The following is a 12,447-nucleotide window of genomic DNA, read 5'->3' on the forward strand; positions in this document are numbered from 1 at the left end:
CCGTCCCACGGCGCACCGGGGTCTCCACATCTGACGCTGCGTCAATTATGGTGCGCGGCCATGGGATCCATGACGCGCACCTTCGCGGAACTCGTCCAGGCCCGGTGGGACGACCACAGGCCCGGACTCGCGTACGAGGATCAGCTGCTCAGCCACCACCAGGTCGCGGCCGGAGCGGCGGCCCGCGCGGCGCTCCTCGGTGAACTGCTGCCGCGGGCCGCGCAGCCCCACATCGGCCTGCTCCTCGACAACATCCCCGAGTTCCCCCAGTGGCTGGGCGCGGCCGCCCTCTCCGGCTGCGCCGTCGCGGGCCTCAACCCGACCCGGCGCGGCGCCGAGCTCGCCCGCGACATCACCCACACCGAATGCCGCGTCCTGGTCACCGAGCGGGCCCACCTCCCGCTGCTCGACGGCCTCGACCTGCCGGGCGTACGGATCCTGGTGACCGACACGGGTGCGTACGAGGAGCTGCTCGCGCCGTACGCGGGCGCGGGGCCCGAGGTCGCCGGCCGGGTGGGGCCCGGCACCCGCATGCTGCTCTACTTCACGTCCGGTTCCACCGGCGCCCCGAAGGCGGCGCTGTGCACGCAGGGGCGGCTTGCCGCGGCTGGGCAGTCCCTGGTCGACAGCTTCGGCGTGCGCCCCGACGACGTGCACTACATCTGCATGCCGCTCTTCCACGGCAACGCGGTCATCGCGGACTGGGCGCCGGCCGTGGCGGCGGGCGCCGGGGTCGCGCTGCGCCGCCGCTTCTCGGCGTCGCAGTTCCTGGGCGACGTACGGAAGTTCGGTGCCACGTACTTCACGTACGTGGGCCGCGCGGTCCAGTACATCCTGGCCACCGACGAACGGCCGGACGACCGCGACAACCCCCTCCGGGTCGGCTTCGGCACGGAGGCGGGGGCCGTGGACGCGGCACGGTTCGAGGAGCGGTTCGGGGTGCGGCTCGTCGAGGGGTACGGGTCCTCGGAGGGCGGCGCCGCGGTGCAGCGCACGGCCGACACCCCGGCGGGGGCGATCGGCCGGGCGGCCCCCGGCAGCGACCTCGCGGTCCTCGACCCGGAGACGAAGAACGAGTGCCCGCCCGCGCTCTTCGGCGAGGGCGGCCGCCTCCTCAACGGCGCGGACGCCATAGGCGAGCTGGTCAACCGGGGGCGCTCGCCCTTCGAGGGGTACTGGCGCAACGACGCCGCGTACGCCGAGCGCGTCCGCGAGCACGGCTGGTACTGGACCGGCGACCACTTCTACCGGGACGCCGACGGGTTCCTCTACTTCGCCGGGCGCGGTGACGACAAGATCCGCGTCGACAGCGAGAACCTCGCCCCCGCCATGATCGAGAACATCCTGGCCCGCTGGGCGGACGCGGCGGCCGTCGCGGTGTACGGGGTGCCGGACCCGGTGGCGGGCGACCAGGTGATGGCGACGGTGGCGCTCCGCGAGGGCCTCGCCTTCGACCCGGCCCGCTTCGACGCCTTCCTCCTCGCCCAGTCCGACCTCGGTACGAAGATGGCGCCCCGGTTCGTCCGGGTGGTGGAACGGATGCCGGTGACCGCGACGAACAAGGTCCGCCGCGGGGAGCTGCGCCGCGAGGGCTTCTGGAGCGGCGGCACCCTCTGGTGGCGCCCGCCGGGCACCCCCGCCTACCGCCCCCTGACCTCCAAGGACCACGAGACCCTCACGACGGCCTACCGGGACCACGGCCGCGACCCTCTGATCGCACCCGCCCCACCGGTGGTCAGGAGCACCCCCTGAGGCCAGGTAGTATTTACCTCGTCAACCGGCGCCATTAGCTCAGTTGGTTAGAGCAGCGGACTCTTAATCCGCGTGTCCGGGGTTCGAGTCCCTGATGGCGCACAGAAGCACACGAAGGCCCCCGCCACGGCGGGGGCCTTCGTCGTTGGTTGTGGAGCCCCGTCGCCGGGTGAACCCTCAGATCGCCAAGGACAGCAGGACCGGCGCCGCCTCCTTGTTGAGCTGCTCCGCCGCGTCGTGCAGGCGGTGCGCATGCTCGACCGGAAGGGAGAGCGCCAGGCACCCCACCGACGCGCCCGCCGTGATGGGAACGGCGGCGCACACCGTGCCCACCGCGTACTCCTGAAGATCGAGCACCGGCACCGTCGCCGGCTGCGCCGCGAGGTGGGACAGCAGCACCTTCTCGTTGGTGATGGTGCGCGAGGTGAGCCGGGCCATCTTGTGGCGGGAGAGGTGATCCCGCCGCCCGTTCATGTCGAGCTGGCCGAGGAGGCTCTTGCCGATGGCGCTGGCGTGCGCCGAGACGCGGAAGTCCACCCACTCGTTGACCGCGGGTGTCTCCGGCCCCGTCGCCATCTGTGTGACCCGGATCTCCCCGTCGACGTAGCGGCTCATGTAGACCGCCGCGCCCACGTCGTCGCGCAGCCGGTCGAGGGTGATCTGGAGCTTGTCGGTGAGGGCGGCGGCGCGGCCCTCGGCGGCGCCGAGGCTGGTCAGCGTCTCGCCGGTGACATACGCGCCGTCGGTGTTCTGCCGTACGTACCCCTCGCGGCGCAGCATGCGCAGCAGAGTCGTCAGCGGATCGGTGGGCAAACCGGTGATGCGCGCCAGCTCCGTGTCGGTGACGCCGACGCCCCGGTGGGCGACGGTCTCCAGCACGCGCAACGCGTGCTGCACCGAATCGTGCGGCTGGTGCGGCGACGCACCGTGCTCGTGCTTCAGCGCCACGGTTATCCCCCTGCATGGAACCGTTTCGGACAGCTGGGCTGCGTCCACGATAGCCGCCAACACCCCGATTGCGGGCGGTGGTTGGGGAGATTGGTGGCGCGTTCCATGCCTCTCAGCTGGAACGCGCCACCGTGGCATATGCCAAAGTCATGCACCACTCGGTGAGCGGCTGGTCACAGCACGGCGCTGAGGAACTCCTGGGTGCGCTGGTGCTCCGGCTCGCTGAAGATCTTCTCCGGCGATCCGGACTCGATGATGCGCCCCGAGTCGAACATCAGGACCTGGTCCGAGATGTCGCGCGCGAAGTTCATCTCGTGCGTGACGCAGAGCATGGTGATGTCCGTGCTGTGCGCGATGTCCCGCAGTACGTCGAGCACGCCGGCCACCAGCTCCGGGTCGAGCGCCGACGTGACCTCGTCGAGCAGCAGCACCTGCGGCCGCATCGCCAGCGCGCGGGCGATCGCCACCCGCTGCTGCTGGCCGCCGGAGAGCTGCGTCGGGTACGCGTCGCAGCGGTCGCCGAGGCCGACCATGTCGAGCAGCTCGCGGGCCCGCTCCTCGGCCTCGTCCTTGGACAGGCCGAGCACGTTCACCGGTGCCTCGGTGATGTTGCGCAGCACGTTCATGTTCGGGAAGAGGTTGAACTGCTGGAAGACCATCCCGATGTTCTTGCGGATCTCACGGATGTGCTTCTCGCCGGCCGGGACGAGCTTGCCGTCCTTCTGCTCGTGCGTGAGGTACTCGCCACCGACCTTGATGGTGCCCTCGTCGGGCTTCATCAGCGTCATCAGCAGGCGCAGGATCGTGGTCTTGCCGGAGCCGGACGGGCCGATCAGCGTGACGTGCTTGCCGGAGTCGACGGAGAAGTCCAGGTCGTCCAGGACGGTGTTGCTGCCGAACCGCTTCGTGACCTTGTCGAAGCGGATGAGCTCGCTGCCGTCGACGGCAGGATTGGGAATTTCCTGGGAAGTGCTGCTGTCAGCGGACAAGACGACGCTCCAAAACTCGCAGAAGAAGAGAAGCCGGGTAGGCGATGACGATGAACGCGATACCGACGATGCTGATGGCCTCGTAGGTGAAGGTGGTCTGGCTGAAGCCCTGGGCCTCGCCCAGCATGTCCAGCGCGCCGATCGCCATGATCTGCGGCGATTCCTTCAGCATGACGATCACGTAGTTGCCGAGCGCGGGGATCACCCTGCGCACGGCCTGCGGCAGGATCACCGCGCGCCAGGTGCGGCCCTTGGGCAGGCTCAGCGCCGTGGCCGCCTCCCACTGGCCGACGGGCACACCCTCGATACCGGCCCGGTAGACCTCGGACGTGTACGTCGAGTAGTGCAGGCCGAGCCCGACGATGCCGGTGACCAGCGGGGACATCGAGATGCCCATGGAGGGAACGACGTAGAAGAGGAAGAACAGCTGCACAAGGAGCGGGGTGTTCCGGATGAACTCGGTGACCGCCGTCACCGGCCAGCGGATCCACTTCGTCTCCGAGCGCTGCAGGATCGCCCACACGAGACCGAGCGCGAAGGCGATGATCACGCCCCAGAAGAGCGCCTGGAGCGTGACGAGCAGGCCGTCCCAGAACTGCGGCATGAAGTCCGCGACGTTGGACCAGTCCCAGTTCACTTGGCACCTCCGGCACCGGTGACGGCGTCGATCGTCGACTTGGAGCGCATCCCGCCGAGGATCACGCGCAGACCGCCCTGCGCGGGCGCCTGGCCGATACGGCTCTTGGCGTGCCGCTCAAGCAGCCGCATGAGGCGCGTGAAGATGAAGGCGAACACGAAGTACAGGACGAGCAGCAGCGTGTAGATCGGCGCGCTGTCGCTGGTGACGAGTCGCTGGAGGTTGCCCGCGAACGTCATGTCGGCCACCGCGATCAGGGAGACCAGCGAGGTTCCCTTGAGCAGCTCGATCAGCAGGTTGTTGAACGGCGGGATCATCTCCGGCCAGGCCTGCGGGAGTTCGATGCGGCGCAGGCGCTGGGTGCGCGTGAAGTTGAGGGCGATGCCGGCCTCGCGCTGGGCGGGCGGCACCGCGGCGAGTGCGCCGCGCACGATCTCCGAACCGTAGGCGCCGTAGGTGATGCTGAGCGCCAGGATGCCCGCGAACATCGGCTCGAACTGGATCCGGAACAGCATCGGTACGGTGAACGCGATCCAGAACATGAAGACCAGCGACGACGTGCTGCGGAAGATCTCGAAGTACGCCCCGGACAGGAAGCGCACGAACCACACATTGGACGTGCGCAGCACACCGATGACGAACGCGATGACGAATGCGATGATCGCGCTGAGAACCGTGACCTCGAGCGTGATCCAGATGCCCGGCAGGAACCAGTTCTCGAAGAACTTCGCGGACATCATGAGGCGGCTCCCTCGACAGGGGGACAGAGTTTCTCGACCGTGAGGTCGGTCATCTCCTTCTTCGTGAAACCGAAGGGCGCCATGATGCGCAGGAGTTCACCGCTGTCCTTGAGCTTGTGCAGCTCCTTGTTGAACGCGTCGCGCAGGTTCTTCTCCGACCTCCGGAACGCGAATCCGCCCGCTCCGTAGGCCGGCTTGCCGTCGACGATGGGCTGGAAGGGCGCGACGCCCTCGACCCCCTTCGCGCCCTTGATCACCGTACGGACCGTGACGGCCGTACCGGCGAAGGCGTCGACCCTGCCCTGGCGCACGGCGTCCAGACCGGCCACCTGGTCGGGCAGGATCAGCATGTCCTTGATGCCGTAGGCCTTGGCGTACTCGATCTCCGCGTAGGCCGTGCCCGTCGCGAACTTCAGCTTCTTGTCCGCGATTTCCTTGTACGTCTTGATGCCGTGCGGGTTTCCTTTGCGCACGATGAAGGAATCCGGCATCAGATAGTCCGGATCCGAGAACAGCACCTGAGCGCAGCGGTCCGGATTGATGTACATCCCCGCCGACACCACGTCGAACTGCTGCGCCTGGGTCAGCCCGGGAATCAGCGCACTGAACTGTGTCGGCACCGCTTTCACCTTGGCCACGCCGAGGCGCGGAAATATCACTTTGGCGATCGCCGGGGCCTCTCCGGTGACCTCGCCGTTCTCGTCGATGTATCCGTACGGGACCTCCCCCGCCACACCGATCTTGACCTCGCCCGCGTCGCGCAGGCGTTCCAGCAGATCCCCGCCCTCGACCTTCCCCTCCTCCGGCACGCGGGTACAGGCCGCGGCGCCGAACACACCCAGTGCCGCCGCTCCCGCACCGTAGAGCAGGGAGCGGCGGCGGACTGGTCTGGCGATGAATCCCTCATTGTTACCAAGTGGTGGAGCCATGGCGCGCCAATACCCGAAGCCCCCGGAGATATGCCCATCGTTTTCAGCCCTTGATAAAGCCGAGACCTGAATTCAATGCAATCCGGCAATGTCCTAACTTCATTGGATCTACGCGGTGTTGGGATTCATCTGCCGCGCGACCTCGGACTCGTACAGCGTGTGCGCGACGCGGAGCACGAGATCGTCCCTGTGCCGTGCGGCCACGAGCTGGAGACCGACCGGAAGACCGTCCCCGTCGAGCCCGACCGGCACGGAGGCCGCGGGCTGCTGGGTCAGGTTGAAGGGGTAGGTGAACGGGGTCCAGCCCGTCCATCGGCGCAGGCCGGAGCCGCGCGGCACCTCGACCCCCGCCTCGAACGCGGTGATCGGCACCGTCGGCGTCACCAGCAGGTCGTACGTCGAGTGGAAGACGCCCATGCGCCGCCCGAGCTCCATGCGCGCGTCGACCGCCGCCAGATAGTCGAGTGCGCTGTAGCGCGCGCCCCGCGTGCAGATGTCCCGCAGGCCCGGATCGAGCAACTGCCGCCGGGACGCCGGGAGGTGCTGCACCACGCGCGCCGCCCCGCTGAACCACAGGGTGTGGAAGGCTTCAACCGGATCCGTGAAGTCCGGGTCCACCTCCTCGACGTACGCGCCGAGTCCGGCGAGCCGCGTCACCGCCGCGCGCACGGCCGAGGCGACGCCGGGCCGCACCGCCACCTGCCCGCCCAGCGTCGGCGAGTACGCGACCCGAAGCCCGCGCACCCCGCCGTGCAGCGCGTCCCGGAAGCCGCCGGACGGCGGGCCCGAGGCCGACCAGTCCCGCGGGTCGGGGCCCGAGATCACGTCCATCATCAGTGCCGCGTCGGCCGCCGTGCGGGCCAGCGGGCCCACGTGCGACAGCGTCCCGAACGCGGACGCCGGGTACAGCGGCACCCGCCCGTACGTCGGCTTGAGGCCGAAGAGCCCGCAGAAGGCGGCGGGTATGCGTACCGAACCGCCGCCGTCCGTGCCCAGCGACAGCGGCCCTGCCCCCACGGCGACCGCCGCCGCACTCCCGCCGCTGGAGCCGCCCGCCGTGCGCGAGGTGTCGTACGGATTGCGGGTGACGCCCGACAGCGGCGAGTCGGTCACGCCCTTCCAGCCGAACTCCGGCGTCGTCGTCTTCCCGACGAGGACCGCGCCGTGCTCGCGCAGCCGGGCCACCGAAGGCGAGTCCTCGCCCCACGGGCCCTGCTCCGACACGGTCTTCGAGCCGCGCAGCGTGGGTGCCCCCTTCTGCAGCAGGATGTCTTTCACGGACACCGGCACCCCGTCGACCGGACCCGCGGGCTCGCCCGCGCGCCACCGCCGCGCGCTCTCCTGTGCGCTTCCGAGCGCCCCCTCCGCGTCGACCCGCACGAACGCGTTCAGCGTCGGCTCGGTCTCCTCGATCCTGGCGAGCACCGCGCGGGTCGCGTCGACGGGGCTGAACTCCCCCTTGCGATATCCCTCGACGAGGTCCTGCGCGGTCAGTCCGATGAGCTCGCTGGTCATCCGCCCTCCACCACCAGAGATCGCGACATGTTGCCGAGCATCTACCCGGGTTCACCTCGTCAGGCACGGACATCGCGGGGAAACCGTCCGGCAATGAAGATCCGCTTTCCTGGACGCGAGAAGTCGGGAACGGTCGGCCATTTCATGAACACCGGAAAGATCGTCGGCACCTGCCGACATGTGTGGATTGACCCCGCAGGCACCGGAACCTACCGTCGACAACAGAGGTACTCAACTGGGTTCCTGCACCTTGTTTCGCGCTGTGTCGCTGTCCCGACGTCCCGGCGGTTCGCCGGCTCAAGAATCACACCGGCAATGATCAGTCAGCTGAACTTGGGGCCTGCTCATGGACGTCTCTTTCCTGGGGGGACCGACACCACAGTGCGGCGTGGGCGTCGTCGCCCCGTTCGACTTCGCCCTCGACCGTGAACTGTGGCGCTGGGTTCCCGACCATGTCTCCCTCCACCTCACCCGCACCCCCTTCGTGCCCGTCGACGTCGGGCTCGATCTCGCGCGCCTGGTCAGCGAGCACGAGACGCTCGGTGAGGCCGTCCGGGCGCTCGGCGCCGCCGAACCGGAAGTCCTCGCGTACGCCTGCGCCTCCGGCAGCTTCGTCGGCGGCGTCGCGGGGGAGCGGGCGCTCAGCGCGGCGATGCAGCGGGCCGGGGAGCTGCCCGCGCTGACCACGTCCGGCGCCCTCGTCCAGGCGCTCGCCGAACTGGGCGCGCGCCGTGTCGCCCTCGTCACGCCCTATACGCGCTCGGTCACCGAATCCCTCGAGGAGTACCTGGCGGAGGCGGGCTTCATGGTCACCGGGCGCTCCTATCTCGGTCTGACCAGCCACATCTGGAAGGTGCCCTACCGGGACGTGGCGACGATGGCCAGGGAGGCGGGGCGCTCCGGGGCCGACGCGCTCTTCATCAGCTGCACCAACCTGCCGACGTACGACATCATCCCGCAGCTGGAGGCGGAGCTGCGGATCCCGGTGATCTCGGCCAATCAGGTCACCATGTGGGCAGCCCTCGCCCGGATGGGTACGCGTGCCGTGGGGCCCTACCAGGCGCTGCTCGATCCGGCGGCGCGGGTGTGGCCCCCGCCGGAACTTCCGGGGCTTCCGGAGGTGCCGAAAGAGCTGCCCCGGGAACGGCCGAGGGAACAGGAAGGGTGGGCATAGGGCATGACGTCACTGGGATTTCTCTACCCCGGACACTCCGCTGAGGACGACTACCCGCGCATCGAGATGCTGATCGACAGCGATGTACGCCTGTCCGTCGTGCACACCGACATCGGGGAGGACGCGCACCGTGTCGACGCGCTGCTGAAGATGGGCGGGCAGGACCGCCTGGCCGCAGGGGTCGAGGAGCTGCGGCTCTCCGGCGCGGAGGCGGTGGTCTGGGCATGCACGTCCGGGAGCTTCGTCTTCGGCTGGGACGGTGCGCACGAGCAGGTCCGCGGGCTCGCGATGGCGGCGGGGCTGCCCGCCTCCAGTACGTCCTTCGCCTTCGCGCACGCGTTGCGGGAGGTGGGGGCGCGGCGGGTCGCGGTCGCCGCGACCTATCCGGAGGACGTCGCGGACCACTTCGGTACGTTCCTCAAGGCGGCCGGGGCGGAGGTCCTGGCCGTCCGTGGCAGCGGGATCATCACGGCGGCCGAGGTGGGCACGTGGGGCTGGGACGAGGTGCGCGCCATGGCCCGCGCGGGCGACCACCCCGACGCGGACGCGGTGCTGCTGCCGGACACGGCCCTGCACACGGCGGCGTACGTCCGCGACCTGGAGTCCGATCTCGGCAAGCCGGTCCTCACGGCGAACCAGGTCACGGTCTGGGAGGCCCTCCGCCTGGTCGACCGCCGCGTGAACGCGCCCTCCCTGGGCGCCCTCTTCACCAAGGAACCGGTGGTCCAGGTCTGAGAGCGGCGCACGGGGCCGCGCAGAGGGGACGGGGGCTTCCGGCGCGGTGCCGGGAATAAAGCGGAGTGGGCCTCCGTTATGGCGGGGTCCAGTCACACACAGCCGTACCGTACGCAGGAGGACCAGTGATCCGCGGCGCAGCCCTCGGGACCGCCCCCACCCCCCTCTCCGTCCTGGACCTGGTCACGGTGGGCGCCGGCCGCACGGCCAGCCAAGCCCTCCGCACCGGCGTCGACATCGCCCGCCTGGCGGAAGCCCGCGGCTACCACCGCTACTGGGTGGCCGAGCACCACTCCATGCCGGGCGTCGCCTCCAGCAGCCCCGCCGTGATCCTGGCCCACCTGGCCGCCCACACGGACCGCATCCGCCTCGGCTCCGGCGGCGTCATGCTCCCGAACCACGCCCCGCTCGTGATCGCCGAACAGTTCGGCACCCTCGAAGCGATGGCCCCCGGCCGCGTCGACCTCGGCCTCGGCCGCGCCCCCGGCACGGACGGCGCGACCGCCGCGGCCCTGCGCCGCACGGACCGTCTGAACGAGGGCGCCGACGACTTCCCGCAGCAGCTGATCGAGCTGACGCGCTTCCTCGACGACGACTTCCCGGACGGCCACCCGTACTCCCGGATCCACGCCGTCCCCGGCCCCGTCCAGGCCACGTCCCCCGGCGGCGTGCAGGACCCGAACCGCCCGCCGGTCTGGCTCCTCGGCTCCTCCGGCTTCAGCGCCCGGCTTGCCGCGACCCTCGGTCTCCCGTTCGCCTTCGCGCACCACTTCTCGGCGCAGAACACCCTCCCGGCGCTCGACCTGTACCGGGAGAACTTCCGCCCGTCGGAGATCCTCTCCGAGCCCTACGCCCTCATCGGCGTCTCGGCCCTCGCGACCGACGACGACGGCACCGAGGCCCGCCGCCAGGTGCTCGCCGCCGCACTCAACATGGTGCGCCTGCGCACCGGCCGTCCCGGCCTGGTCCCGACGCCGGAGGAGGCGGAGGCGTACCAGTTCAACGAGATGGAGCGGGACTTCGTCGACTCCTGGAACTCCAACGTCATCCACGGCACCCCCGACGAGGTCCGCTCGGGCCTCGACGACCTGCAAAAGCGCACGGGCGCCGACGAGTTGATGCTCACGGCCAACGCCCACGGCGGCGACGTACGACTGCGTTCCTACGAACTCATCGCCGACGCCTACGGTTTGCCGCGCTCCTGAAGTCCGCGACCGCGTGACGGCGGCGGATCACTGGCGTGCGGCAAGCAGCCCAGAGATACGATCCGCCGCCACCGGCCGCGAGTAGAGCCAGCCCTGCCCGGTGTCGCAGCCGATCCGGCGCAGCCGCTCGGCCTGCTCCGCGGTCTCCACGCACTCGGCGGTCACGGTGAGCCCGAGCCGGTGCGCGAGCTGCACGAGCGCCTCGACGATCACCGCGTCCGCCGGCTCGGCGGGCGCGTCCCCGTCCCCCTCGAAGCCCCGCACGAACGCCCCGTCGAGCTTGAGCACCGACACCGGGAGCCGGCTGAGGTACGCGAGGTTGGAGTACCCGGTGCCGAAGTCGTCGATGGCGATCCGCACGCCCATGTCGCTCAGCGCCCGGAGGGCCTGCAGCGGCCGCCCCGCCGAACCCATCACGGCGGACTCGATGAGCTCCAACTGGAGCATTTCCGGGGCGAGTCCGGTCTCGGTGAGGATCTGCGCGACGTCCGCCACCAGATCCGAGTCCCACACCTGACGCACCGCCACATTCACGCTGACGAACACCGGCGGCCCCTCGGGATGCTCCACCTGCCAGCGCCGCGCCTGCGCACAGGCGGTCCGCAGCACCCACCGCCCCAACTCCACGATGGAGCCGTCCTCTTCGGCCAGACCGATGAACCGATTCGGCGTCAGCAGGCCGAACTCCGGGTGCCGCCAGCGCACCAGCGCCTCGACGCCGCGCAGTCCGCCGTCGGCCATCTCCACCAACGGCTGGTACTCCAGGACGAATTCACCCCGCTCGATCGCGGGCCGCAGACTCGACGACAGGGCCTGGCGGGTCATCCGGTGCGCGTTGCGCTCCGGGTCGAAGAGGGTCCAGCGGGCCTTGCCGTCCGCCTTCGCCCAGTACAGCGTGGTGTCCGCCGCCTGCATCAGGGCCGTCGTCCCGGTGCCCGCGACCTGCCGCTCGACCACGCCGATCGAGGCGGAGACCGACACCCGGTGCCCGGCCAGGTCGAACGGCTCGCGCAGTGCGTCGAGCACCGCCCGCGCCAGCTCGGCCAGCTGCTCCGTACCGGTGGAGTCCTCGACGAGCAGCGCGAACTCGTCGCCGCCGAGCCGGGCCACCAGCGGGGCGCCAGTGGCGCTCTGCGCGCGGTTCGCGCAGTGCGTGAGCCGCTCGGCCACGGCGATGAGCAGCCGGTCGCCGACGGGATGCCCGAGGGAGTCGTTGACCGCCTTGAATCCGTCGAGGTCGAGCAGGCAGAGCCCCACCCGCCCGGTCGCCCCCGTGCCCTCGTACGCCCCCGTCTCCAGGGCCGCGGAGACGCGCTCGAAGAACAGGGTGCGGTTCGGCAGCCGGGTCAGCGGATCGTGCAGCTCCAGGTGGTGGAGCCGGTCCTGGAGGCCGCGGTGCGCGGTGATGTCGCTGAGCGAGAGCAGCACGGCGTCCGCGTCCGGGAGCGGCGACACCGTGACGCGCAGCCACACCGACTGGCCCGAGGGGTACTTGAGGCGGCGGGTGCGGCTGAGCCGGGCCTGGCGTCCGCGCAGGATCTCCCAGTACGTGTCCGCGGTGCGCGCGTCCGAGCGCAGGTCAAGCAGTTGGTCGGCGGCGCGGCCGAGCAGCTGCCCGGCGGCCTCCTCGCCCAGGAGTACGTACGCGGCGTCATTGGCGCCGACGATCACTCCGTCGCGGTCGAGGACGGCCATGGCCAGCGGAGACGTGGCGAACGCCGGCCGGTAGCAGTCACCCCCGGCGCCGTCACTCTCCGTGCTGTCCGAGATCTCCGCGAGGTAGTCGTGGCATCGGCCGGGCGGGGCCACCCAGCGCGCTGTCG

General features: G+C 70.3%; 11 protein-coding genes and 1 tRNA gene. 5 read left to right on the forward strand and 7 right to left on the reverse strand.

Annotation, left to right across the window (positions count from 1 at the left end):
* The first annotated feature begins 60 nt into the window (after positions 1-60).
* Positions 61-1,752: an AMP-binding protein gene (locus tag ACY34M_RS00865; RefSeq protein ID WP_462719086.1), complete on the forward strand. Its 1,692-nt coding sequence runs from the start codon at positions 61-63 to the stop codon at positions 1,750-1,752.
* Between the two features lie 28 nt (positions 1,753-1,780).
* A tRNA-Lys gene (locus tag ACY34M_RS00870) sits at positions 1,781-1,854 on the forward strand.
* A 75-nt stretch (positions 1,855-1,929) separates the two neighbouring features.
* Here ACY34M_RS00870 and ACY34M_RS00875 read toward each other — a convergent pair.
* From ACY34M_RS00875 to ACY34M_RS00900, 6 genes are all read right to left on the reverse strand, one after another.
* Complete coding sequence (locus tag ACY34M_RS00875; RefSeq protein WP_462719087.1) at positions 1,930-2,700, reverse strand: IclR family transcriptional regulator; 771 nt, start codon at positions 2,698-2,700, stop codon at positions 1,930-1,932.
* Between the two features lie 173 nt (positions 2,701-2,873).
* The gene (gene ehuA / locus ACY34M_RS00880) at positions 2,874-3,689 is read right to left on the reverse strand and encodes an ectoine/hydroxyectoine ABC transporter ATP-binding protein EhuA (protein WP_462719088.1); all 816 of its coding nucleotides are present in this window, start codon (positions 3,687-3,689) and stop codon (positions 2,874-2,876) included.
* Entirely contained in the window at positions 3,679-4,326 is a 648-nt protein-coding gene (gene ehuD, locus ACY34M_RS00885) for an ectoine/hydroxyectoine ABC transporter permease subunit EhuD (protein WP_462719089.1), read from the reverse strand. Before ehuD ends, ehuA begins: the two co-directional genes overlap by 11 nt.
* A complete protein-coding gene (gene ehuC, locus ACY34M_RS00890) occupies positions 4,323-5,066 on the reverse strand; it encodes an ectoine/hydroxyectoine ABC transporter permease subunit EhuC (protein WP_462719090.1) in 744 nt (247 codons plus the stop codon). Before ehuC ends, ehuD begins: the two co-directional genes overlap by 4 nt.
* Complete coding sequence (ehuB, locus tag ACY34M_RS00895) at positions 5,063-5,995, reverse strand: ectoine/hydroxyectoine ABC transporter substrate-binding protein EhuB (protein ID WP_462719091.1); 933 nt, start codon at positions 5,993-5,995, stop codon at positions 5,063-5,065. Before ehuB ends, ehuC begins: the two co-directional genes overlap by 4 nt.
* Positions 5,996-6,103: 108 nt before the next feature.
* Positions 6,104-7,510, reverse strand: a complete 1,407-nt coding sequence (locus ACY34M_RS00900; protein WP_462719092.1) for an amidase — start codon at positions 7,508-7,510, stop codon at positions 6,104-6,106.
* A 346-nt stretch (positions 7,511-7,856) separates the two neighbouring features.
* On the opposite strand from ACY34M_RS00900, the gene ACY34M_RS00905 reads away from it, so the two are divergent.
* The 3 genes from ACY34M_RS00905 (at position 7,857) to ACY34M_RS00915 (ending at position 10,624) form a co-directional block, all read left to right on the forward strand.
* Positions 7,857-8,684, forward strand: coding sequence for a maleate cis-trans isomerase family protein (locus tag ACY34M_RS00905; RefSeq protein ID WP_462719093.1), 828 nt, complete (start codon positions 7,857-7,859; stop codon positions 8,682-8,684).
* A 3-nt stretch (positions 8,685-8,687) separates the two neighbouring features.
* On the forward strand, positions 8,688-9,419 hold the full coding sequence (locus ACY34M_RS00910; RefSeq protein ID WP_462719094.1) for a maleate cis-trans isomerase family protein: 732 nt from the start codon (positions 8,688-8,690) through the stop codon (positions 9,417-9,419).
* Between the two features lie 125 nt (positions 9,420-9,544).
* A complete protein-coding gene (locus tag ACY34M_RS00915; RefSeq protein ID WP_462719095.1) occupies positions 9,545-10,624 on the forward strand; it encodes an LLM class flavin-dependent oxidoreductase in 1,080 nt (359 codons plus the stop codon).
* A gap of 27 nt (positions 10,625-10,651) precedes the next feature.
* Here the strand turns inward: ACY34M_RS00915 and ACY34M_RS00920 are convergent, their stop codons facing one another.
* The gene (locus tag ACY34M_RS00920; protein ID WP_462719217.1) at positions 10,652-12,319 is read right to left on the reverse strand and encodes a putative bifunctional diguanylate cyclase/phosphodiesterase; all 1,668 of its coding nucleotides are present in this window, start codon (positions 12,317-12,319) and stop codon (positions 10,652-10,654) included.
* Positions 12,320-12,447: the final 128 nt, after the last annotated feature.

It is taken from the genome of Streptomyces sp. EDA2-14, assembly GCF_054963755.1.

Coding starts and splice junctions, on each gene's coding strand:
- ACY34M_RS00905 (WP_462719093.1), top strand. CDS start 7,857: ATGGACGTCTCTTTCCTGGGGGGACCGACACCACAGTGCGGCGTGGGC.
- ACY34M_RS00920 (WP_462719217.1), bottom strand. CDS start 12,319: ATGGCCGTCCTCGACCGCGACGGAGTGATCGTCGGCGCCAATGACGCC.
- ehuB (WP_462719091.1), bottom strand. CDS start 5,995: ATGGCTCCACCACTTGGTAACAATGAGGGATTCATCGCCAGACCAGTC.
- ACY34M_RS00865 (WP_462719086.1), top strand. CDS start 61: ATGGGATCCATGACGCGCACCTTCGCGGAACTCGTCCAGGCCCGGTGG.
- ehuC (WP_462719090.1), bottom strand. CDS start 5,066: ATGATGTCCGCGAAGTTCTTCGAGAACTGGTTCCTGCCGGGCATCTGG.
- ACY34M_RS00900 (WP_462719092.1), bottom strand. CDS start 7,510: ATGACCAGCGAGCTCATCGGACTGACCGCGCAGGACCTCGTCGAGGGA.
- ACY34M_RS00910 (WP_462719094.1), top strand. CDS start 8,688: ATGACGTCACTGGGATTTCTCTACCCCGGACACTCCGCTGAGGACGAC.